Source organism: Nocardia sp. NPDC046473, from assembly GCF_040645995.1.
Taxonomy (GTDB): domain Bacteria; phylum Actinomycetota; class Actinomycetes; order Mycobacteriales; family Mycobacteriaceae; genus Nocardia.
In genome coordinates this window covers 425,899-448,709 of sequence record NZ_JBEYZJ010000006.1, presented here as the reverse complement: position 1 = coordinate 448,709, position 22,811 = coordinate 425,899, and the positions used below count along the sequence as shown (strand labels likewise).

At 67.9% G+C, this 22,811-nt stretch carries 21 protein-coding genes; 11 read left to right on the top strand and 10 right to left on the bottom strand.

What is annotated here, in order from left to right; translation table 11 throughout:
• Positions 1 to 182 precede the first annotated feature (182 nt).
• The 3 genes from ABZ942_RS23590 to ABZ942_RS23580 form a co-directional block, all read right to left on the bottom strand.
• Positions 183 to 1,427: a serine hydrolase gene (locus tag ABZ942_RS23590; RefSeq protein WP_357385350.1), complete on the bottom strand. Its 1,245-nt coding sequence runs from the start codon at positions 1,425 to 1,427 to the stop codon at positions 183 to 185.
• Between the two features lie 99 nt (positions 1,428 to 1,526).
• Positions 1,527 to 1,739, bottom strand: coding sequence for a hypothetical protein (locus ABZ942_RS23585; RefSeq protein WP_357385348.1), 213 nt, complete (start codon positions 1,737 to 1,739; stop codon positions 1,527 to 1,529).
• A gap of 87 nt (positions 1,740 to 1,826) precedes the next feature.
• Positions 1,827 to 2,561, bottom strand: a complete 735-nt coding sequence (locus ABZ942_RS23580) for a GntR family transcriptional regulator (protein WP_357385346.1) — start codon at positions 2,559 to 2,561, stop codon at positions 1,827 to 1,829.
• Positions 2,562 to 2,728: 167 nt separating this feature from the next.
• Between ABZ942_RS23580 and ABZ942_RS23575 the strand changes: the two genes are divergently transcribed.
• From ABZ942_RS23575 to ABZ942_RS23560, 4 genes are read left to right on the top strand one after another with little or no spacing between them, the layout of a single operon-like run.
• Positions 2,729 to 3,121: a hypothetical protein gene (locus ABZ942_RS23575; RefSeq protein WP_357385344.1), complete on the top strand. Its 393-nt coding sequence runs from the start codon at positions 2,729 to 2,731 to the stop codon at positions 3,119 to 3,121.
• A 31-nt stretch (positions 3,122 to 3,152) separates the two neighbouring features.
• Positions 3,153 to 3,791: a hypothetical protein gene (locus ABZ942_RS23570; protein WP_357385342.1), complete on the top strand. Its 639-nt coding sequence runs from the start codon at positions 3,153 to 3,155 to the stop codon at positions 3,789 to 3,791.
• A gap of 5 nt (positions 3,792 to 3,796) precedes the next feature.
• Entirely contained in the window at positions 3,797 to 4,516 is a 720-nt protein-coding gene (locus tag ABZ942_RS23565) for an ESX secretion-associated protein EspG (RefSeq protein ID WP_357385340.1), read from the top strand.
• A gap of 30 nt (positions 4,517 to 4,546) precedes the next feature.
• Positions 4,547 to 5,395, top strand: coding sequence for a polyphosphate kinase 2 family protein (locus ABZ942_RS23560; protein WP_357385338.1), 849 nt, complete (start codon positions 4,547 to 4,549; stop codon positions 5,393 to 5,395).
• Between the two features lie 51 nt (positions 5,396 to 5,446).
• Here ABZ942_RS23560 and ABZ942_RS23555 read toward each other — a convergent pair whose 3' ends face one another.
• Positions 5,447 to 6,307, bottom strand: a complete 861-nt coding sequence (locus tag ABZ942_RS23555) for an LLM class flavin-dependent oxidoreductase (RefSeq protein ID WP_357385336.1) — start codon at positions 6,305 to 6,307, stop codon at positions 5,447 to 5,449.
• 227 nt (positions 6,308 to 6,534) lie between these two features.
• On the opposite strand from ABZ942_RS23555, the gene ABZ942_RS23550 reads away from it, so the two are divergent.
• Together ABZ942_RS23550 and ABZ942_RS23545 are read left to right on the top strand one after the other, a co-directional pair.
• The gene (locus ABZ942_RS23550; protein ID WP_357385335.1) at positions 6,535 to 7,311 is read left to right on the top strand and encodes a DsbA family protein; all 777 of its coding nucleotides are present in this window, start codon (positions 6,535 to 6,537) and stop codon (positions 7,309 to 7,311) included.
• Positions 7,311 to 7,877 (top strand): vitamin K epoxide reductase family protein, encoded by a 567-nt coding sequence (locus tag ABZ942_RS23545; protein ID WP_357385880.1) that lies wholly within the window; start codon positions 7,311 to 7,313, stop codon positions 7,875 to 7,877. The genes ABZ942_RS23550 and ABZ942_RS23545 overlap by 1 nt, the downstream gene beginning before the upstream one ends.
• Before the next feature lie 17 nt (positions 7,878 to 7,894).
• On the opposite strand, the gene ABZ942_RS23540 is transcribed toward ABZ942_RS23545, so the two are convergent.
• Positions 7,895 to 8,983: a trypsin-like peptidase domain-containing protein gene (locus ABZ942_RS23540; protein ID WP_357385334.1), complete on the bottom strand. Its 1,089-nt coding sequence runs from the start codon at positions 8,981 to 8,983 to the stop codon at positions 7,895 to 7,897.
• 176 nt (positions 8,984 to 9,159) lie between these two features.
• On the opposite strand from ABZ942_RS23540, the gene ABZ942_RS23535 reads away from it, so the two are divergent.
• Entirely contained in the window at positions 9,160 to 10,212 is a 1,053-nt protein-coding gene (locus tag ABZ942_RS23535; protein WP_357385333.1) for an NAD(P)-dependent alcohol dehydrogenase, read from the top strand.
• Positions 10,213 to 10,265: 53 nt separating this feature from the next.
• Positions 10,266 to 11,486 carry an AI-2E family transporter gene (locus tag ABZ942_RS23530; RefSeq protein WP_357385331.1) on the top strand — a complete coding sequence of 407 codons (1,221 nt, stop codon included), beginning with the start codon at positions 10,266 to 10,268 and terminating at the stop codon, positions 11,484 to 11,486.
• Here ABZ942_RS23530 and ABZ942_RS23525 read toward each other — a convergent pair.
• Positions 11,455 to 12,780: a condensation domain-containing protein gene (locus tag ABZ942_RS23525; protein WP_357385329.1), complete on the bottom strand. Its 1,326-nt coding sequence runs from the start codon at positions 12,778 to 12,780 to the stop codon at positions 11,455 to 11,457. The genes ABZ942_RS23530 and ABZ942_RS23525 overlap by 32 nt on opposite strands.
• A gap of 95 nt (positions 12,781 to 12,875) precedes the next feature.
• On the opposite strand from ABZ942_RS23525, the gene ABZ942_RS23520 reads away from it, so the two are divergent.
• Positions 12,876 to 13,433, top strand: a complete 558-nt coding sequence (locus ABZ942_RS23520; RefSeq protein WP_357385327.1) for a TetR/AcrR family transcriptional regulator — start codon at positions 12,876 to 12,878, stop codon at positions 13,431 to 13,433.
• A gap of 79 nt (positions 13,434 to 13,512) precedes the next feature.
• A complete protein-coding gene (locus ABZ942_RS23515) occupies positions 13,513 to 14,244 on the top strand; it encodes a ZIP family metal transporter (protein WP_357385325.1) in 732 nt (243 codons plus the stop codon).
• Between the two features lie 61 nt (positions 14,245 to 14,305).
• On the opposite strand, the gene ABZ942_RS23510 is transcribed toward ABZ942_RS23515, so the two are convergent.
• The 4 genes from ABZ942_RS23510 to aceA all read right to left on the bottom strand — a co-directional run bounded on the left by ABZ942_RS23510 (position 14,306) and on the right by aceA (position 21,159).
• The gene (locus ABZ942_RS23510; protein ID WP_357385323.1) at positions 14,306 to 15,934 is read right to left on the bottom strand and encodes a DEAD/DEAH box helicase; all 1,629 of its coding nucleotides are present in this window, start codon (positions 15,932 to 15,934) and stop codon (positions 14,306 to 14,308) included.
• A gap of 346 nt (positions 15,935 to 16,280) precedes the next feature.
• A complete protein-coding gene (gene metE, locus ABZ942_RS23505) occupies positions 16,281 to 18,584 on the bottom strand; it encodes a 5-methyltetrahydropteroyltriglutamate--homocysteine S-methyltransferase (RefSeq protein WP_357385321.1) in 2,304 nt (767 codons plus the stop codon).
• A gap of 90 nt (positions 18,585 to 18,674) precedes the next feature.
• Positions 18,675 to 19,547 (bottom strand): 3-hydroxybutyryl-CoA dehydrogenase, encoded by an 873-nt coding sequence (locus ABZ942_RS23500; protein ID WP_357385319.1) that lies wholly within the window; start codon positions 19,545 to 19,547, stop codon positions 18,675 to 18,677.
• A gap of 322 nt (positions 19,548 to 19,869) precedes the next feature.
• Positions 19,870 to 21,159: an isocitrate lyase gene (gene aceA, locus ABZ942_RS23495; RefSeq protein WP_357385317.1), complete on the bottom strand. Its 1,290-nt coding sequence runs from the start codon at positions 21,157 to 21,159 to the stop codon at positions 19,870 to 19,872.
• 495 nt (positions 21,160 to 21,654) lie between these two features.
• Between aceA and ABZ942_RS23490 the strand changes: the two genes are divergently transcribed.
• Positions 21,655 to 22,788: a lipase family protein gene (locus ABZ942_RS23490; protein WP_357385315.1), complete on the top strand. Its 1,134-nt coding sequence runs from the start codon at positions 21,655 to 21,657 to the stop codon at positions 22,786 to 22,788.
• Positions 22,789 to 22,811: the final 23 nt, after the last annotated feature.

The following is a 22,811-nucleotide window of genomic DNA, read 5'->3' as shown; positions in this document are numbered from 1 at the left end:
CGCGCTCACCGCACTCGAGTCCCCTATCGGTTGAATGTCCAATTTCGATACACGACAGTGGCTTTCCCGACTTCCCTACTTTCCGGGGCTTGAAAGAATAGCCGGATACGACTAAGGACCCGATCACACAGTTGGGCACCGTTTATGTGTGCTCACATAAACCGTGCGCGACCACCGGTGATTCACAGCCAGGTCGGCTGGGCGGTGGGCGCCATGGTGCCGGAGATCTGCCCGACGAGTTGCCATGGTCGCTGCATGTCGGTGGTCGCCTTGCCGCTGGTCAGGATGGCGCCGGACAGGCCGCGGGCCGGGTCGGCCCAGCCGTACTGGGTGGTCAGTCCGCTGCGGCCGAAGTGTGTCTGAGTGTTGCGCCCGAATTTCGATCGGCGTCCGCCGAGTTCGAAGCCTGCTCGACTCACCCGTCCGGCCAGGCCGGGTATGCGATTCGCCGGTTGCATCGCGTCGCGCAACGTGCTGGCCCGCATGATCCGCACGCCGTCCAGTTCCCCACCGCGGCTGAGGATTTCGTAGAAGCGCGACAACTCGGCTGCCGTGGTGACGAGATTGCCGGACGGAAGTTCGGCGGTGAGGAAGCTCCGGGTCGCGGCATCGGAGATCGCCCCGCCCATCCCGCCGCCGAGGGCCTTGCGCGCCAGGAACTTCGAGATGCGCGACGGCCCCGGCCCGGTCTTCACCCCGGCCACCACCTGGTCGGCCTCCTCGGCGCGCACCCCGAAGTTGTTCCAGCGGAACCCCAATGGCTCGAGCACCTGCTCGGCGAGGTGCTCGCGCATCCGTTTTCCGGTAGCCCGCTGCACCAGCAGCCGTTGAATCAGCCCGCTCGTCATCGCGTGATAAATACGGAACCGGCCCGGCGGCCAACTAGGGACCAGGTCGGCCAATCCCCGCACGGCCAATTCCTCGTCGACCACCAATTCGAACCCTTTATAGGGTGGTGTCACAAACGGCACGCCCGCCGAATGCGACAGCACATGGCCGATGGTGATCCGTTCTTTGCCATTGGCGGCGAATTCCGGAATGTACTGGCACACCGGATCGTCGAGCTGAAACGCACCCTGCTCGATCAGCATGAACATCAGCGCCGCCGCAACGCCCTTGGCGGTGGAGAACCCACAGAACGGCGTCTCCGGCGTCGCGAGCACCTTCGCCGCATCCGCCCCGTCGCCCGGCGCATTCCCCCAGCCGTGCCCGATGGCCCGGTTCAGCACGATCTGCCCGTTGCGCCGCAGACACACCTGGATCGCGGGCGTCGTCCCCATCCGGTACCAGTCCCGCACCGACTCCCACAGCGCCTCGACCTCGCGCGCCGACACCCCGGCCGCGACCGGATCGTCCTCGGCGCCGATCGTCGTCACCGAGTCCACGTCCTCGGCAACCGTCACCAACGTGCTCGGGAGTGTGCTCATTTGCCCAGCATATCGGCCTCGATCTGAGATCAGGATGAGAGAAAGGCCTGCTCGCCGCGGACTCGGTCCGCGGCGAGCGGGCGCTCGCAACGCTCAGCATCAGTCGGGCTCGTCCGGATCGTCCGGCACGGACGGCGCCGCGGCGAGCTCGACCATGCGCCGCAACATCGCCGGCGCCACGGCGAATTCGAATTCGTTTCCGCCGCTGTCGAAGACGAAAGTCAGGTACTCGTCTTGATGAACGGGTGCGCGTCGGACCGAGCAATGCTCGTCGACGATCACCCAGCTACCGATGGTCAATTGATCGAACATCGCGCCTCCCACCCTGTTGGCCTATGCCACTGTCGATGTGCGGACTATGCCACCCTTCGCACACGGGTGTCAATGCGGAAAAAGTGGCTATGACCTGCTGGAATGTTCCTTTTGGAACATCCATTTATCCGGCGGGTGGACGATCTCGTCGAGCTGGATCACCGTGCCGTCCGCGGCGTGCAGCGTGAGCTGATGGACCAGCACGGCGGCCGGCCTGGCCAGCGCGAGCCGGCGCCGCTCGTCGGCGTTGGCGAGGCGGGCGCCGACCCGCTCGCGCAGATAGGCCACCCGGCGGTCGGTCACCGATTCGAGGTAGCGCAGCGTTCCGTCGGACAGGCGCTCGGCGCGCGACAGCCGGGGCGCGCGCTCGGCGAGCTCGCTCGCGAACCAGGACGTACCCAGTTCGGTGGCACGAGACCCGTTGCCGGTCAACCACTTCCGCATCAGCGCCGCGCTCCCCTTCGGCAGGCCGAGTACCTCGGCGACCTGGTCGGGCGCGGCGACGATCGCAGCTTCGAGCACGGTCACCGACGCACCCTCGGCAAAGGCCGAACCGTACTTCGGCACCTGATCGCGCATGGCCGGACCATCGGCCCGATCGGCCACATAGGTTCCGGAGCCACGCCGCGATTCCACAATTCCCTGCTGCCGCAACGTATTCAGCGCCTTGGCCGCGGTCGGCCGGGCCACCTTCCATTGCGTGGCGAGCTCGCGCTCGGACGGGACCTCGTCGCCGGGCGCCAGCTCACCGCGCTCGATCCGATCGCGGATGTACCCCGATATCCGCAGATATTTCGGCAGCACTTCGTCGAATTCGGGCACCGGTCGCCTCTCTGCGCGTACCGCTCAGGCCACTGGTCAGTGTAACAATCGTGCCTCACATCACAGCGGGAGAGCGCGGCCATCCAGGTCCCGGCGAGCCTTACCGCCCGGTAGAGTGCCCAACCGAGTACGGCGCTACGGACTGGACCAGCAGAGGGGGTTTCCAGATGGCGGTACCGGACACCGGGCAGGGGACGGCAAGACAACTGTACGCGGCGGCCACCGGCGCGGGCCCCGGCCAGCCCTTCGAGCTGGCGCCCGACGTCGCCGAAAACCTCGCTGCCGCTTGCGACAAGCTGGTCGAGGATCTGCATCAGGCAATGGCCACCGGACATCTCGTCACCGACGTGACCGGATTCCCGAATCTGCCCAGCGGACAGGGCCTTACCCGCGGCTTCGACGACAAGGGCAGGCAATACCTGGACACCCTGGCGGCCTTCCAGGAGACCGCGCTGCTGTTCAAGGCGGCATATCTGGCCGCGGGCAAGCGATTCGCCGACGCCGACGCCGCGAACAAGGCCGCGATCGACCTCGTCGCCGAGCACCTAGCGGCCCGATGATTCCGCACGGCGACGGCTGAGGGGGGCAGCCATGGCAGATTCCGCGGCCCGCGCGGCCGCCGAGACCATCCGACAGGAACTGGCCGGATTACGCACCGGCGCAACCGATCCCGCCTACGCGCCGGATCGCGAACGCTTCGGTTCCTACAGTCACCAGGAGATCTGGGACCTCGTCCACGAGGCACTCGACCCGTCCGCGCTCGGCCAGGCGGCGGCGACGTGGCAGGCCAACGCGGACGCGCTCGCCGAGGCGTTCCAAGCCTTTTCGGACGTCGCCAACCGGGAATTCGCGCACTGGTCCGGCCGCACCGCCGACGCCGCGTTGCGTGCCACCAGGGAATTCGTCCTCGCCGGTACCGCCGCACACGAGGTCTGCCGCGCCGTCGCGCGCTTGATGGAGTTGAATGGCGATGCCGCGCAAACGATCCGGGGCGCCATCCCGCCGCCGCTACCCTACCGGCCGCTGGACGACCCGGCGGCCGAGGCGGTCTACGGCGGCAAACGGCGGATGGCGCACGACAGCGCCGCGGCCGATATCGAAGCCGATGTCCGCGACACCATGACCTACGTCTACCTCCCGACCATGCCCGCCACCGGCAACCACGTGCCCCGCTTCACCCCACCACCCGACGGACCACAGCCCGCGGGCGACGGGGGCGCCGCACAGTGAAATGGGTGCTCACCCCGGACGAGTTCTCGCACGTCTGGGAAAACGAAACCAGCCTCGACCGCAGGCCCTACCCGGTCAACATGGTGCCCGCCGCCACCGTGCGCACCGAATCCGAGTACGCCGCACTGCGTTTGCCGCAACGCTTCGCCCGCCAGGCCGACCCCGACCTGGCCGCCGCGCTCATGCTGTGCGGCCGCTCCGACGCGACCACCATCACCGTCTCCGGTGACCGAAATACGCCGCCGCGCAACGGTTCCGGTCCCGACACCGAGCGCATCCTGGCCTACGCCGCGGTGGTGCACAATCACGCGGGCATCCTGGTCGCCACTCCGGAAAAGGTGACCGTGCTGATGTGCCATGCCCGTCAGGTCGGCGAGCGCCTGGTGCAGATCATCGGCCCGGCCCCGGCGGGCAAGCTCGGCGCCATGCGGGAACCGCAGGACGCGGTGCTCAGCCAGGAACGCACCGAGCCGTTCGGCACCAACGGGCAGCGCGGCGCCGCCCGCTTCCGGCAGACGCTGCGCAAGCCGGTCGACGGGCGCGGCTTCCTGACCGTCACGGTGGAACCCGACAACCCGATGTCACCGCCCACCCGCCACCGCACCTGGCTCGATTTCACCGGCGACGGGCGCTACCTGTTGACCACGTCCCAGGACCTCATCCTCACCCCGGTCTCCGACGACGACTTCGCGGCCCAGCTGATCAGTCTCGCGCACATCCGCTGAGCGGGCCGCCCGCTGTGGTAGTTGTGGGAGATGGCGAAGAAGCGCTGGTCCGTTCCGGCCACCGAGGCCCTGAAAGCCGATGGCGTGCGGATCGCCGACCTGGACACCTCCGGCACGCCCGGCTTCAAGGGCGACAAGGCGGCAGGCCAGGAGCTGCTCGCCGAGCGCACCGAGGTGCTGTCGGCGCTGCAGGAGCGGCTCTATGCCAATGGGCGATCCGGTGATTCGCGCAGCGTGCTGCTGGTGTTGCAAGGCATGGACACCGCGGGCAAGGGCGGCATCGTGCGGCATGTCATCGGCTCGGTCGACCCGCAGGGCGTCGATCACCACGCGTTCGGGGTGCCGACCGACGAGGAGAAGCGCCACCACTACCTGTGGCGCATCCGCAAGGCGTTGCCGCGCGGCGGCCAGCTCGGCGTGTTCGACCGCTCGCACTACGAGGACGTGCTGGTGGTGCGGGTACACAATCTGGTCCCCGAACAAGAGTGGGAGCCGCGCTACGACGAGATCAACGCCTTCGAGCGCGAACTCGTCGACGAGGGCACCACGGTGGTGAAGGTGGCCATGTTCGTCTCGCTCGACGAACAGAAGAAGCGGCTGATGGAGCGGCTGGAACGGCCGGACAAGTACTGGAAGTTCAATCCGGCCGACATCGACGAGCGCGGCTACTGGCCCGACTATCAAGACGCCTACCAGGCCATGCTCGACCGCACCAACACCGATTACGCCCCGTGGCACGTGATCCCGACCGACCGGAAGTGGTTCTCCCGCCTCGCGATCACCGAACTACTCATCGACGCGCTGGAACGACTCGACCTCGAGTGGCCGGCGCCGAAATTCGACGTCGAGGAGCAGAAGCGCCGCCTCGCCGACGCCTGAGCTCGGTGGCGGCGCACCAGCCGCCACCGATTTCCGTTGGGCGCGAGCCTTTTACACCAGCGGACGAACCTGCTCGGCGACGAAGCGGATGAAGGCGGCCGGATCCGGCTCGGCTGCGGTCGGCTGGATGATCACGGTATTCGCGCCGGCTTCGACCAACTTGCGGACGGCGTCGGCCACGGCGTGCGCGTCACCCGCGACGCCCGCTCCAGGCGCGTGCTGCGGCGTCCGCTCCGCGGCAAGCCGCGCCTCGGCGTCCGGACCGGTGACCGCAAGCAGATTCGCGACGAGCACGTGCTCGTCGGTACGCCCGGCCGCAGCGCGTCCCTCGTCGATCAGCACCCGCGCGGCACGCACACCGTCCGCGTCGGTGATCGAATCCAGCAGCGTCCCATCGGCATGCGAACCACACAGACGAATCGAGCGGGGCCCCCGCGCACCGGCATAAATCCGCGGCGGCGCGAGCGGCGGCCAGTCGAGCGCCACGTCATCGAGCCGCACATAGCGGCCGTTGGTGCTGACCCGTGTGCCGGCGAGCAACGCACGCAACGCATCCAGATACTCGCCGAGCAACGTCACTGGGGAATCGACCCGCGCACCGACCTGTCCCATCCAGTCCTGCACGCCGTGCCCGACGCCGAGCAGCACCCGATCGGGAAACAGCCGGTCGAGGGTGGCGGCCTCCATCGCGGTCAACGCCACGTTCCGCAGCGGCACCGGCAACAGCCCGATGCCGACCCGCAGCCGCTCGCTCCACGCCAAAGCCGCTGCGGCACTGGCTATTCCACTCTCCAGGAAGCAGTCTTCCCAGAGCCACAACTGCTCTAGCCCCGCCTCCTCCGCGACACGGACCGCGGCACGCAGCCGCTCGGGTGGATTCTGTGGACGAAATACGGCGCCGAGAACAGTCACCCGACCATTCCTACCCGGCGGGTACGACATCCTGGCGATCCCCACGACCGCGTCTGTGTCCGATATTTCGGAATCTCTCAGGTTGACCCACGATGATGTGGCCGTGGCCCGATTAGAGCGCTTGCGAGTCACGCATGCGCGAGGCCGCCCACGCGGAGTTCGGTTTCCGGCTCTACCATCGTGGCGGCAGGTACCGGCAGGCGAGCGAAAGGCGTGGTGAACGCACGGTGAGCAAGAACCCGGGTGGGAAGAAGAACCCGCTGCTGGCGGCGGATCGCAGCGAGCGCAACCGCAAGATCTTCATCCAGGTCGCCGTGGCGGCCGTGCTGATCGCGCTCATCGCGGCGATCGGCATCGGTGTCGCGGTGAAGAAGGCCCGCAAGGACGACCCCGGCGCCAGCCCGGCGATTCCGGCCGAGGTGAACCAGAACGCCTCGGGCATCACCGGCACGATCACCGACAACGGTTCGATCCGCATCGGCAAGCCCGGCGCGAAGACCACCGTCCGGGTCGTCGCCGACCTGCAGTGCCCCGCGTGCAAGGGCTTCGAGGCCGCCAACTCCCAAGTGCTCGACGACAACGTGAAGAACGGCACCATCGCGGTCGAATACAACGTGATCGCGTTCCTGGACAAGGCGTCGACCACCCGCTACTCGACCCGCGCGGCGAACGCCTCCTACTGCGTCGCCGAGGCGGACCCGACCAAGTACATGGCCTGGCTGACCTCGATGTTCGCCCAGCAGCCCGCCGAGGGCGGCGCCGGCCTGACCAACGACAAGCTGGCCCAGATCGCGAAGGACGCGGGCTACCCGGATGCGGTGGCGAGCTGCATCACGGATGTGAAGTACGACAAGTACATCCAGGCCCGCACCGATGAGGTGCTCAACAGCGGCATCAAGTCGACCCCGTCGGTCTTCGTCAACGGCAAGCAGATCCAGTCGAGCCAGGAGCTCATGGGCCCCGGCGGCCTCGCACCGGTGATCGCCGCCGCCGCGGCGCAGTGATCGTCGCCGCCCCGCCCCGGGCCGCCTGGATATTGCTTCTCGGCGGCCTGGCGGGTTGGCTGGCCGCGGTGGCGCTGACCATCGAACGGTTCAAGCTGTTCACCGACCCGGGCTACACCCCCTCGTGCAGCATCAATCCGATCCTGTCCTGTGGCTCGGTGATGGTGACCAAGCAGGCCGCGGTCTTCGGATTCCCGAACCCGCTCATCGGCATCGTCGGCTTCTCCGTGCTGGTCACCCTCGCGGTGCTGTCCGTGGCCGGGGTGGGGTTCCCGCGCTGGATCTGGGGCGGGCTGTTCCTCGGCCTGCTGCTCGGGGTCGGGTTCGTCGGCTGGCTGATCTTCCAGAGCCTGTACCGGATCAACGCGCTGTGCCCGTATTGCATGGTGGTGTGGGCGATCATCACCCCGCTGCTCGCGGTGGTCATCGATCAGCTCTGGGGCGGGTCACGCGGTCCGCTGCGGATCCTCGCGGAGTGGCGGTGGACGATCGTCGCGGTGTTCTACGCGGTGGTGCTGCTGCTGATCTTCCTGCGGTTCCAGGATTACTGGCTGTCGCTGGTCTAGTTCGCACCTGCGGTGCGCTAGTTCGGCGTGCCGAGCGCGAGCACGACGGTCACCGTGCGCCGAGCACCCGCGGGGTCGAGGATTTCGAGCTGGATCGTGTCGTCGGGCTTGTGCACGTTGATCGCGGCGTGCAGGGTGCAGGCCGAGGTGATCGGGCGCCCGTCCACGGACACGATCACCTCGCCGTGGGTCAGCCCGGCCGCGTAGGCGGGTTGTCCGTAGATCGCCATATCGATCCGTGCCCCACCGGTTTTCGCGTCGGTGGTCAGCACGCCGAGGGTCGCGGTCGGCCCGATGTGCACGGTCTCGGTCGGCGTCCCGGAGCGGATCTGCCGGACCACCCGCATCGCGGTATCGATCGGCACCGCATAGCCGTTCGGCGGCCTGCTCACCGCGCGCGCCGGATCGCCCGACGCGGCGGCGATCACCCCGATCACCGCACCCTCGCGGTCGGCGAGCGCCCCGCCCGACTGCCCGGAGGTGACCGCCGCGGCGACCTCGAGCATTCCGGTGAGCGGCTTGCGGGACAGGTCGGCGGAATTCAGCGCGACGATGGTGCTGTCCAGATCGGTGAGGGTGCCCTGGATCGCCGTCGGCGTGCCGCCGACCCCGCCCGCATTGCCGATCGCCAGCACCTGGTCGCGCACCCGAGCTTCCGCCGAGCTGCCGATGCGGGCGGTCGACAGCCCCGCCGCGCCGGACAGCGCGAGCAACGCGATATCGGCGTCGGAGTCGTAGCCGAGCACGACGGCGTCGTACTCGCGCCCGTTGCCGACATCGGTGACGGTCACCGTGTCCGCGCCCTTGACCACGTGATGGCTGGTCAGCACCTGACCGTCCGCGGTGAGCACGATGCCCGACCCGGCCGCGCCGAGCCCGAACGGCTTGGTCGAGGCGCTGACATCCACCAGCGCCGGGTCCACGACGGCGGCGACGGTCACCGGATCGAGCGGCGGCGGCGCGGGCTCCACGATCGGCGCGGCCACCTCGCTCGCCCCGCTATGCCACCCGGGCAGCTCACCCCGATAACCGAGGAATCCGGCCACGGCAAGCAGCGCGGCGACGATCAACGCCAGCGCGCGGCCACCAAACCGTTGCTCATTCATTGTTCTCCGCCTCGATGCCTGCGAATTCCATTGTGGCCGGAGATCTTCACCGTAGATCAGAAAACGGTCCGGATGGCGGCCGATCACCGCCGAAATACCCGCGTGTCCGTATTTCAGCCATGCCCGTTATGTGTCGTGTTTGGCAACTCACGGCATGCGGCGGTAGGCATGTATGCATGACTACTGCTGCCGCGTACGCCCTATCCAGTTCCGACGGCGCGTTCGAGAAGGTGACGATCGAGCGCAGGGACCTCGGTCCGCGCGATGTCTTGATCGACATCAAATACGCGGGCATCTGCCATTCCGACATTCACACCGCCCGCGACGAGTGGGGTGGCACCAAATATCCGGTGGTGCCCGGTCACGAGATCGCGGGCCTGGTCGCCGCGGTCGGTGCCGAAGTGAGCAAATATCAGGTCGGCGATCGCGTCGGCGTCGGCTGCATGGTGAATTCCTGTGGGAAATGTGGGCCGTGCCTGGCCAACGAGGAGCAGTACTGCACTCGCGGCGCCACCATGACCTACAACACCCCGGTGGACCCGGCGGTCCAGGCCAACGGATACACGATGGGCGGCTACTCCACCCAGATCGTGGTGACCGAGAACTTCGTCGTCGGCATCCCCGAGGGGATCGGGCTCGACCAGGCCGCGCCGCTGCTGTGCGCGGGCGTCACCCTGTTCTCCCCGCTGCGGCACTGGAACGCCGGGCCGGGCAAGAAGGTCGCCATCATCGGCATGGGCGGGCTCGGGCACGTCGGGGTGAAGATCGCGGCGGCGCTCGGCGCCGAGGTCACCGTGCTCAGCCACTCGCTGAGCAAGCAGGAGGACGGCAAGCTGTTCGGCGCGAGCCACTACTACGCGACCAGCGACCGGGAGACCTTCCGCGAGCTGCGCGGCAAGTTCGACCTCATCCTCAACACCGTCTCGGCCGATCTGCCGATCGATCACTACATGAAGCTGCTGAATCTCGACGGCACCCTGGTGATCCTCGGGCTTCCGGAAAACCCGATCAGCATCAAGCCGTTCACCCTCGTGGGCTACCGGCGCTCGCTGGCCGGTTCATCGATCGGCGGCATCGCCCAAACCCAGGAGATGCTGAACTTCTGCGCCCAGCACGGCATCGGCGCGGAGATCGAGGTGATCTCGGCCGACGAGATCGACGGCGCCTACGACCGCGTGGTGGCCAGCGACGTCCGCTACCGGTTCGTCATCGACGTCTCGACGATGTAAGCGTGGGGCGGGTCGACCGGTGGACCCGTCCCGGCGTGGGTACGTTTGGCGATGTGGCCTCCGATGAAGACGACAGCGCGACACGGCCCACCGATGCACCGGCGGCGTCCACCGGCGACGCCGTGGTCACCGCGGAGATGACCACCGGTCCGCCGCCGTGGTTGCTGCGGGCGTTCCTGCTCGCCGCGGCGACGGTGGCCGGGCTGTTCGCGGGCTTCTGGGCGCTGACCCGGCTGCAGGGCTTGCTGACCATCCTGCTGGTCTCGCTGTTCCTGGCCTTCGCCATCGAGCCGGCGGTGAACGCGCTCGCGCGCCGCGGAATGAAGCGCGGACTCGCCACGGGGGTGGTCTTTCTCGTCCTGGCCACCGTCGTCATCGGCTTCTTCTGGGCGCTCGGCTCGCTGCTGATCGATCAGGTCACCACCCTGGTCAACAACGCGCCGCAATATGCCGACCAGGGCATCGACTGGATCAACCGCACCTTCAAGACGAACCTGTCCGGCACCGACATCGAGAAGTACACCAGTAACTGGAGCAAGTACGTCGAGGGCGCGGCCGGAAACGCCTGGGACATCGGCACCAGGACCGTCGGAGCGGTCTTCCAGTCCCTCGGCGTGCTGCTGTTCACCTATTACTTCGCCGCCGACGGCCCGCGTTTCCGCAACGCCGTGTGCTCGCTGCTGCCGCCACGCAAGCAGCGACATGTGTTGCGCGCCTGGGATATCGCGGTGGAGAAGACCGGCGGCTACATTTACTCGCGCGGCTTGCTCGCGCTCGCTTCGACAATCGCGCACTATGTCGCGTTGCGGGTAATCGATGTGCCGTCGGCCTTCGCGCTCGCGCTGTGGGTCGGCGTCGTCTCGCAGTTCATCCCGACGGTCGGCACCTACCTGGCCGGCGCGCTGCCGGTCATCGTCGCGCTGGTGCACAGCCCCTCGGACGCGCTGTGGATCCTCGGCTTCATCGTGGTGTACCAGCAGTTCGAAAACTATGTGCTGCAACCGAGAATCACCGCGACCACCCTGGACATGCACCCGGCGGTCGCGTTCGGCGCGGTACTGGCGGGTGCGGCCTTACTCGGCGCCACCGGTGCGCTGCTTGCCATTCCGGTCACCGCGACCGTGCAGGCCTTCGCCGGGGCCTACGTCCGGCGCTACGAGGTGCAGACCGATGTCGACCCCGACGCGCCGCCGCCACCGCCGAAGCCCCATCGAAAATGGGCTCGCCAGTTGACCATTCGGTTCACCGGCGCAGATCGGCCGACGGGCGCGTAGTCGCGCACCGGCGGATCTGCTCGATCAGTGCCAGCGTGACCTGGCCCAGCTGTGCGCGACTGTGCTGCGCGGTGTCGTGCTCGACCTGAATGGTGAGCCGGTCGCCGACGGTGAAGACGGTGAGCTTCGGCGGCATGCCAGGCCCCATCGCGAAGACTTCGTCGCGCACGTGCCGGACACCCGCCGGTGTCGAATGTGCGGGCAGGCGGCCGATATTGGACATGGCCATGGTGGGCGCGGCGGCAAACGCGGCGGCCGTCGCGGGGTCCGTGACGCGCTGCGCGGCCAATGGGAATCGGCCCGCGTCGTGCCGTTCGGCTGCGGCCTGCATGTCCGCCGCCACCAGTAGACCGAGGCCGATCGGGCTGTGGTCCGGCTCGACCGCCGCCGCAGTGCCGACGCCTGACGCGAAATTCACCATCGTGCTGGCGGGCACCGGCGGCGTCAGCTCGCCGCGGACGTCCACCGCGTGCCCGCAGATCATCGGCAGCGCACCGGTGGCCGGGTCGATCTCGGTACGGAACGCGACCAGCGCCGCGCCGGTGAGCAAGCTGTTGACCGAGATGCCTTGCGCGCGAGCAGAGTCCACCAGCGCCCCGGTTTCGGCGGCATCCAACTCGATGCGGCGCACCGCGAATCGCCCGAGCGGATCGTCACCGCTGCCGTCCCCGTCGTCGGGGAGCTGCCGCGGCGCCGCCGCCGGGTCGATCATCGTCACACCCGCGCGGACGAGTTCCAGGAACTCGGCCACCTCGGCCTCGGAAAACACTTCGGCGAGAAGGGTATCCATCGCCGGGGGCAACGACTGGTCCGAATCATCCACCGGCAGCGGCTTTCCCGCGAGGTGCGCGGCGTAGCGCCGCCAGAACTCCGCGAGCAGCGCGAAAGCCGATCGGCCATCGGAGATTCCGTGATGAATGATCAACACGAGCTGCTGACGCCCACCGGCCCGCAGCAGCTGGGCGCGGAACAACCCGCCGGTCCAGTCCCGCGGACCGTTCACCAGCCGCAGATAGTCGGCCTCGTCGCCGTCCGCGATGTCCAGGCGCGGGCGATAGTCGTCGTCGCGGCGCAGGTGCATCGTGCCGTCGGCCGCGGTCACCACCTTGCTGCGCAGCAAGGGGTGGATGGCGGCCAGTTCGCCGAGAACTCGACGCAGGATCTCGGGATCGAGCTCGCCGTGCACGGTGGAGCCGATGAACAGCGGCATGCCACCGGTCGGCACGCTGCCCAGCTTGGTGCCGGTGCCGAAGAACGTGGTTTCGAAGGGGGAAATGGGGCGCTGTGCGGTCACACCCCGACCATACGCACGTTTCAAACATTTGTCACAAACATATGCATGAAACGGTCGTCACAAACACACGTATGCCAGGCTGCTATCGTGCGGAGGTGGGAACCCGAGACGACCTCCTCGCCGCCGCCAAGCAGTGCCTGGCCGAACGCGGCTACGCACGCACCACCGTGCGCGACATCGTGGCCGCCTCCGGCACCAACCTGGCGGCGATCAACTACCACTTCGGCACCCGCGACAAGCTGCTCAGCCAGGCCATGATGGAGTCGAGCGCGACTGCGGTACAGGCGATCCTGGACTCGCTGCCCGCCGACGACACCGCCGATCCGGCCGCGCGCCTGCGCGCCTTCCTCCAGCGGTTGACCGCCTCGTTCACCGAGGATCGGCTGCTCTGGTCGGCCAATATCGAGAGTTTCGTGCAGGCGCTGCACTCCCCCGAGCTGCGCACCGAGCTCGGCACCGCGCAAGCCCAAGCGCGCGAAGCACTTTCGCACGTCTTCGATAACGCAACGCCCGATCCCGCCATCGGCGCGGTGCTGCAGACCATGATCGGCGGACTGCTCGTCCAATGGCTGGTCGACCCGGCCGACGCACCCTCCGCCGAGACCATCGTCGCGGGCCTGCGCGCGCTGGCCGCCGGGCTCGCCGCCGCCTGACCGGCACCGGGCGACCGCCCGGCGAACTCGTCGGCCCGTGCTAACGTTCCCGCCCGTGCCGATCACCCATGCTGGAACGATGGCGATTCTGCTGGCGCTGGTGTCGATGTGCGCCACACTGGTCGGTGGCTACGTCGCGGTGCGCATCGGCGACCGCAAACATCTGGTGCTCGGCCTGGCCGCCGGTGTGATGCTCGGCGTGGTCTTCTTCGATCTGCTGCCCGAGGCGCTGGATCAGTCCAGCCAACGCGTGCTCGGGGTGCCCGCCGCGTTGATCACCGCGGTGGTCGGATTCCTCACCATCCACGTCATCGAGCGCGCGGTCGCCATCCACACCGGGCACGAGCAGGAATTCGGCACGCACACACACGGTTTCGAGTCCGTCGGCCTACTTGCCGCGGCGGGCTTGATCTTTCACAGCCTGCTGGACGGTTTCGGCATCGGCCTCGGCTACCAGGCAGGCGCCACCGTCGGCGCCGCGGTGGCCATCGCGGTCATCTCGCACGACTTCGCCGACGGCTTCAACACTTTCACCATCTCGACCCTCTACGGCAACGCGCGCAAACGAGCACTGACGCTGCTCGCCCTCGACGCCATCGCCCCCGTCGCCGGCGCGATACTCGGCACGCTGATCCACGTCCCGCCGGGCGTGGTCGGCCTCTACCTCGGCTACTTCGCCGGGTTCCTGCTGTACCTGGCCACCGCCGACATCCTGCCCGAGGCGCACGCCGTGCACCCGTCCCGCCTCACCCTCGCCTGCACCGTCGCGGGCGCGGCACTCATGCTGGGCGTCGCCGCACTCAACCACTGAACGGCCAAGGCCGCCTCCCCGTAATGGGAAGACGGCCTTGGTCTTTCAAGCTATGGAACTACTACCGTCCGGCGCGAGCGGCAGGCGCCTGCTCACGGGTCGCGACGGTGCGGGTGCGCGGCGCTCCGCTGCGCGCGGAACGGCTCGCGGGCCGGCCTGCGCCGTCGATGCCATGGGCCGCGGCACCGTTGCCGCCGCGACCATTCCGGCTGCGCGGCTGTCCACCGCCGGCGAACGGTGCGGCGTCACCGGCACCACGTCCACCGCGACCACGCGACTGGCCACCGGCGGCACCGCGCGAGGCGGCATCGTCCGTGCCACGCGCATTGCGGCTACGCGGCTGGCCACCGGCAGCGGCGCCGTCCCGCGGACCACGCTCGCCACGACTACGAGCCTGCCCGGCAGGCGCGCTGTAGCGACGATCGCCACCGCCACGACGGTTGCGGTTGCCTTGGGTATCGGCGTTCGAGGTCACCGGCACCGCGCTCGGCGCGACCCGCGGCGCGACGGTGCCGACCAGCGCCGTCACCGGTGCCGAATCAGCGGTCACCCGCTGGGAGGCAACGTTGATGTTGGCCTTGCGCAGCAACGCCGCGACATCCCGGCGCTGCTCGGGCAGCACGACAGTGACGACGTCACCGGAGCTGCCCGCGCGGGCGGTACGCCCGGAACGATGCAGGTAAGCCTTGTGCTCGGCGGGCGGATCGACGTGCACGACCAGCTCGACATCGTCGACGTGCACGCCGCGCGCCGCGATATCGGTCGCGACGAGCACCCGGGCCGAGCCGTTGGTGAAGGCGGCCAGGTTGCGGTCGCGGGCCACCTGCGACAGGTTGCCGTGCAGGTCCGTCGCGGGAATGCCCACGGTGGTCAGCTGCTTGGCGAGCTTGCGGGCCTGGTGCTTGGTGCGCATGAACAGGATCCGGCGCCCGGATCCGGCGGCGAGGGTCTCCACCAGAATGCGCTTGGCTTCGACGCCACCGACCTCGAAGACGTGGTGGGTCATCGCGGGCACCGGGGAGTCCGCCGTGTCGACGGAGTGGTTGGCCGGATTGCGCATGAACTGCTTGACCAGCTTGTTGACGCCGTTGTCCAGCGTCGCGGAGAACAGCAGCCGCTGTCCGCCGCTCGGGGTGGCGGCCAGGATGCGGGTCACCGCGGGCAGGAAGCCGAGGTCGGCCATGTGGTCGGCCTCGTCGAGCACGGTGATCTGCACGTCCTGCAGGGAGACCACGCGCTGGCGCATCAGGTCTTCGAGCCGGCCGGGGCAGGCGACGACGATATCGACACCGGCCGAGAACGCCTTGGCCTGCCGATGCTGGGAAACGCCACCCATGATGGTGGTCACCTTCAGCCCGGCGGCGGTGGCCATCGGTTCGAGCGCGGCGGCGATCTGGGTCGCCAGCTCACGGGTCGGCGCGAGGATCAGGCCGCGCGGCCGACGACCGGGACGCTGGTCGCCGCCGGCGAGACGGTCGACCATCGGGATGGAGAAGGCGAGCGTCTTGCCGCTACCCGTCTTGCCGCGGGCGAGCACGTCGCGACCGGCCAGGGTGTCGGGCAGCGTGGCCGCCTGAATGGGGAAAGGAGCGGTGATGCCACTCGCCGTGAGGGCGCCGACCAGCTTCGCGCCGACTCCGAGAGCGGCGAACGTCGTGGTGGGGGCAGGGCTCGAAACAGGGGTCGTCATATGTGTTGGGTGTGCCTTCCAGGCATCGGGGTGTACCCCAGCGCTGCGCAGGACGGTGGTCCGTGCGTTCGGTGTTATGACACCCAGCTGAGGCGCCGACGCGAAAGGTAAGACATCCACGACGGATCGAGAGGGAGCGTGAAGATCAACGCTTGCCTTTGGTAACTCTACCGCAACCTCGCGTATTCCTCGCCTTCAGACCGCGAGGTCGGTAGTGGGTTACATCACGACGCCGCACGCAAGGCATGACCGCCGCGGTAGCGCGGGCCACACCGCCGACGACCGAACACACGGCTCGAACGAAAACCGCCCCCTGCGAAAACAGGGGGCGGTCAACGTAGTTCGCCTACTCGTTCTCGAGCGCGCGCCTGCGCACCCGGCGCGCCGCCGCGACCAGATTGCGCAACGACGGCTCCAACTGCCAGTAGTGCCGCGTCTTCAGCCCACCGTCCGGATTCGCCCATAGTCGATCCGGTGTGATGGCTTCCGCTGCGGCGGTGAGCAATTCGTCCAGCTCGTCGATGTCCGGGATCCGCGCCGAGCGGCTCTCGTAGACACCGGGGCCGACGCCGTGGCTCAGCCCGTGATCGGTGCCGCTGTCCGCCTTGAGCGCCTTGACCACCCACTCGATCGAGCGGGTCGCCACGATCGCGGTGACGTCGCAGTCGAGTTCCTCGATCGCCTCGACCACCTCGGCCCGGCCGGAATACCCGATGTGCGTGTGGATCTGGGTTTCCGGCTTGACCCCGGAGGTGGCCAGCCGGAACGCGCCGACCGCCCAGCGCAGGTACTCCGCCCGGCCGTCCGGCCGCAGCGGCAGCATCTCGCGCAGCGCAGGCTCGTCCACCTGGATGATCGCGATGCCCGCCTTCTCCAGGTCGACCACCTCGTCACGGATGGCCAGGGCCACCTGGTCCGCGGTCTCGTGCAGCGGCAGGTCCTGCCGGACGAACGAGCGGGCCAGCATGGTGACCGGCCCGGTGACCATGCCCTTGACCGGCTTGTCGGTCAACGACTGGGCGTAGCTGATCCACTCCACCGACATCGGCGCGGGCCGCGACACGTCGCCGTAGATGATCGGCGGTCGCACGCACCGGGATCCGTACACCTGCACCCAGCCGAAGTGGGTGGTCGCGAAGCCGTCCAGCAGCTCGGCGAAGTACTGGATCATGTCGTTGCGCTCGTGCTCGCCGTGCACCAGCACGTCGAGTCCGATGTCCTCCTGCAGCCGGATCGTCGCCTCGATCTCGGCTTCGATCCGCTTCTTGTAGTCGTCGAAGGACAGTCGCCCCTGGCCGAGCTCGTAGCGTGCCTGCCGAATCTTGTTGGTCTGCGGGAACGAACCGAGCGTGGTCGCGGGCACCGGCGGCAGGTTCAGCTTGGCCTGCTGCGCCGTCCGGCGCACCGAATAGGGCTCGCGCGTACGCATTTCCGGCGTGACCGCGTAAACCCGTTGCCGCACCGCGTGCTTCTGCTTGAAATGCACCTCGGTCGGCCGCTTGCGCCAGCTCTCCGAGGGTCCGTCGGTGAGCGCCTTGGCGAGCGAAACCACCTCGCCCACCTTCTGTTTCGCGAAGGCGAGCCGGTCTGCCACGTTGCCGGGGATGTCGTACTCGATGAGCAGGTCGTACGGCACGTGCAGCAGCGTCGTCCCGGTCGACACGACCAGGTCCGGGCACACCTGCGCGAGCCGGTTCAGATACTCGAGCGTGACGTAACGATCAGCCCGCCAGACGTTTTGACCGCTGATCACACCGGCGTACAAACGCTTACGGCGAATGCCGGGGATCTCCGCGAGGTCCTCCGGGGTGATCCGGTAGCTGGACAGGTCCAGCCCGATGGCCTCCACATTGCTGGCCGCCAGAATCCGCAGCGCCTCACCGAAATCGCCGTACTGCCCGGTGACCAACATCCGCGGGCGCAGCGGCGCCTTCGAAAGTCGTTGGTAGGCAGCCTCGAACGCGGCCAGCTCGGCGGGGGTGCGCTCGCTGGTGAACGCGGGCTCGTCCAGCTGCACGCAGGTCGAGCCGCGCTTGGCCAGGATCTCGAACAGCTGCTCGTACGCCGGGAGCAGCTTGTCCAGCAGCTTCAGCGTGTCGAACTCGTCCTGACCAGGAGTCTGGCCCGCCTTGGAGAGCAGCAGCAGCGACAGCGGGCCGAGCACGACCGGCCGCAGCTCGATACCGCGCTCCTTGGCCCGATCGAATTCGTCCAGCAGCGCCTCGGGGTGCAGCGAGAATTCGGTGTCGGCATCCAATTCCGGCTGCCGGTAGTGATAGTTCGTGCCGAAGAACCGCACCAGTTCCAGCGGCGGCACGTCCGGATTGCCGCGCGCCATCAGGAAATAGAAGTCCAGCGGGTCCAGTTCGTCGCGATACTGCTCGAACCGCTTGGGCACGGCGCCGAACAACAGAGCGTTGTCCAGCACATGGTCGTAGAACGAGAAGGTGTTGCCGGGGACCTGGGTCAGCCCGGTGGCGGCGAGTTCGTTGAACTGCCGCTCCTGAATATCACGGCCCACCGCGAGCAATTCGGCGCGGGGAATCGCACCGCGCCAATAGGCCTCGAGTGCCCGCTTGAGTTCTCGATGCGGCCCGATTCGCGGATAGCCGAGGATGCTCGACCCGTAGCCGTCGGTCACGTTCACCATGAGCGCGCTGCTCCCTTCGATGGCTGTGCGGCGCCCACTGGGAACAATGGACGCCGCACGCTGAAGCGCCTGGGTTGAATCGAAACGAGCTCAGGCCCGGTTGTACTGGTAGAAACCCGCGCCGGTCTTCTTGCCGAGCAACCCGGCCTCGACCATACGCATGAGCAGCGGCGGCGCGGAGTACAGCGGCTCCTTGAATTCCTGGTACATCGAGTCGGCGATCGACTTGACGGTATCCAGGCCGACCAGGTCGGTCAGTGCCAGCGGACCCATGGGATGCGCGCAGCCCAGGACCATCGCCTTGTCCACGTCGTCCTTGGTAGCGAAGCCGGACTCGACCATCCGGATGGCCGAGAGCAGGTACGGCACCAGCAGCGCGTTCACCACGAAACCGGAGCGGTCGGCCGAGCGGACGACCTGCTTGTCCAGCACGTCACCGGCGAACGCCTCGGCCCGCTTGGACACCTCTTCGCTGGTCTTCAGCGTGGTGACCAGCTCGACCAGCGGCAGCACCGGCACCGGGTTGAAGAAGTGCATGCCGACCACGCGCTCGGGCTGGGTGGTGGCGACCGCGATCTTCATGATCGGGATGGACGAGGTGTTGGAGGCCAGCACGGCGGACGGGTCGGTGACGACCTTGTCCAGCTCGGCGAAGATGGCGGTCTTGACCTTCTCGTCCTCGAGCACCGCCTCGACCACCAGCTGGCGGTCGGCGAAGTCGCTGAGGTCGGAGGTGAAGCGCAGTCGCCATGCGGCCTGCTCGCGCTCGCGCTCGGTGATCTTGCCGCTGCTGACGCCGCGGTCGAGCGAGCGCAGGATGCGAGAGCGACCCGCGGCGGCCAATTCCCTGGTCTGTTCGAAGACGAGCACGTCGACGTGCGCCCTGGCACACACCTCCGCGATTCCGGCACCCATCTGTCCGGCACCGATGATGCCGACGCGTTGAATCTTCTCGCTGCTCACGTCCCGCTCCTGCTGTTGGTCTGGCTAGTCGGTGGCTGGAGGGGGTGTGCTCTGGTGTGAGCGACCCCTCGATGGTCCAAGGTATAGGGATGCCCTCCCTGCTGGGGCTGTTCAGCAGGGAGGGCTCTGTCCTACTGCGGCGCCTGCGGCACCGCGTGTTCGCGGCCCCTTTGTGTCTCGCGTTCGAGCGGCCGAGACGCGCGCCTGCGGCGCATGCGCTTCGGCCACTCGGACGCGAGACGGGCCGCGAACGGCGCTCGTAAGACTCGCGCGTGGGTGGTGGATTGTGGTCGACGCTGTGGTCAACTCAATCAACTCCCGATCAGTGGAACTGACCTTCTTCGGTCGAGCCCTTCAGCGCCGCGGTGGACGTGTTCGGGTCGACGGTGGTGGCGATGGTGTCGAAGTAACCGGCACCGACCTCACGCTGGTGCTTGACGGCGGTGAAGCCACGCTCGGAAGCGGCCTTGAACTCGCGCTCCTGCAGGTCGACGAAGGCCGTCATGCCCTCACGGGCGTAGCCGTAGGCCAGGTCGAACATGCCGTAGTTGAGCGAGTGGAAGCCGGCCAGCGTGATGAACTGGAACTTGAAGCCCATCGCGCCGAGCTCACGCTGGAACTTCGCGATGGTCGCGTCGTCCAGGTGGGCCTTCCAGTTGAAGGACGGCGAGCAGTTGTAGGCCAGCAGCTGGTCCGGGAACTCGCCACGGACGGCCTCGGCGAACTTGCGCGCGACCTCGAGGTCCGGCACGCCGGTCTCCATCCAGATGAGGTCGGAGTACGGGGCGTAGGCCTTGGCCCGCGCGATGCAGGGGTCGATGCCGTTCTTCACACCGTAGAAGCCCTCGGCGGTACGGGTGCCGTCCAGGAACTCCCGGTCGCGCTCGTCCACGTCGGAGGTGATCAGGGTGGCGGCCTCGGCGTCGGTGCGGGCGATGATCACCGACGGCACGTCGGCGACGTCGGCGGCCAGACGCGCGGAGGTCAGCGTGCGGATGTGCTGCTGGGTGGGGATCAGCACCTTGCCACCGAGGTGGCCGCACTTCTTCTCCGAGGCGAGCTGGTCTTCCCAGTGCACGCCAGCGGCGCCGGCCGCGATCATGGCCTTCTGCAGCTCGTAGGCGTTCAGCGCGCCACCGAAGCCGGCCTCGGCGTCGGCGACGATCGGGGCGAGCCAGTTCTTGACCGAATCGTCGCCCTCGACCTTGGCGATCTCGTCGGCACGCAGCAGCGCGTTGTTGATGCGACGCACCACGCTCGGGACCGAGTTGGCCGGGTAGAGGCTCTGGTCCGGGTAGGTGTGGCCGGACAGGTTCGCGTCACCGGCGACCTGCCAACCGGACAGGTAGATGGCCTTCAGGCCGGCGCGGACCTGCTGGACCGCCTGGTTGCCGGTGAGGGCGCCCAGCGAGTTGATGTAGTCCTCGTTGTTCACGAGATCCCAGAGGATCTCCGAACCGCGACGAGCAAGAGTGGCCTCTTCGACGACGGTGCCCTGGAGCTTCGACACCTGCTCGGCGGTGTAGTTACGGGTGACGCCCTTCCAGCGGGGGTTGGTGTCCCAGTCCTGCTGGATTTCCGCAGCGGTCTTCGGGGTGCCGGCGTTCGACATCTCTGACTCCACTTCCTCGTTTTAAGTCGATTGCCCCACGGCCGAGCGGTGAAACAGCTCGAACTGCTGGAGCGGCAATTTGCAGGCTTGCTAGGCCCATGGGGTGTACTTCCACACGATTGCACAATGCGAAATGGCCGTCTACCTGTTGCTAATGTGAATCTAAGCTAGGTTTCGATCCCTGTTTGCTAACTCTGCGAAATTTGCGAGCAAATTGCAAACATGGAACCTACCGGCAAGTAGCCCTGACATGCGGTTTTAGCGTAACGCTCGTACTGTTAGAGATCGGCGGCGTATCCGCCCGCCGCGCGGCCATGCATTCCGGGTTGTGAGGACGTTCACAAGTCCGGGCAGGTGCCGCCCGTGTGGCCTACGCCACCCGCGCGTGGGCGGCGGACACCGGTTCGGGCAGACTGGGTCGAATCTGAACTTGGACATACGTCCGGCTTCCCCGCGGAAGCCACGGCACCCCCGTGCACCTGGACAGGAGATCCCATGCGGAAATCGGTCATCGCCGCCGCGTTCACCCTCGCCTGCACCGCAGGCCTGCTGAATCTGCCCGTCGCGACGGCCGCGCCCGTGGGCACGGTCGAATCGATCGCGCCGCTGGCACCGGCCGCCACGCCGCCGGGCGCGGTGGATTCGACCCGCATTCTGTACAGCTCGACCACGGCCGACGACGTGCCGACCACCGCGAGCGCGGCGGTCTACTTCCCGCCGGGCGCGCCGCCGCCCGGTGGCTGGCCGGTCATCGCGTGGGCGCACGGCACCGTCGGCCTCGGCGACGACTGCGCGTACAGCATCGCCGGGCCGGGCGCGGTCGAACGCGACTGGGCTTACCTCGGCACCTGGCTACAGCAGGGTTATGCGATCGTGGCCGCCGATTACGCCGGGCTCGGCACGCCGGGTGAACATCCCTATCTCAATGGGATCGTCGAAGCGCACAACGTGGTGGACGCTGTAAAGGCGGCGACCCGGCAGTATTCGTCGCTGGCGAAGAAATGGGTGGTGGTCGGTCAATCGCAGGGCGGCGGCGCTGCCGTCTATACCGCGCGCTACGCCACCGAATTCGGTGGTCCGGAACTCGACTACCGCGGCGCGGTCGGCACCGGCGTACCGGCCTATATCGAGGACATTCTGGTGCCATTGGGCCCGAATATGCCGCCGGTGAAGCTCAGTCCGCACACCACGGGCTATGTGCTCTACATCCTCAACGGGCTGCGCACCACCTACCCGGAGCTGAACATCGACTCGTTCCTCACCGACGCGGGCCGCTCGTGGCTGGCCAAGGCGCGCGAGGAGTGCCTCGTTCCGCTCGGCGACGAGCTCGGCGCGGCAGGCGTGGTGGTGGGCAACCTGTTCAGTAAGCCGCTGGCGCAGATCCCCGACCTGCACGGACTGCTCACCCGCTATCTCGGGCTGCCCGAATCCGGCTACGACAAGCCGCTGTTCATGGGCCAAGGACTGCGCGACACCGACGTCATCACCCCCGAGACGCTGCGGTTCGCCGCGGTGCTACGGGCGAACGGACAGCCGGTGCAGCTGCACACCTACGCCGAGGATCACAGCGGGACGGTCAACGCGTCGTTGCCGGACTCGGTGCCCTTCGTGCGTGGTCTCTTCGGCTGATCCCGCGAGCGTGCGCGGCCGGT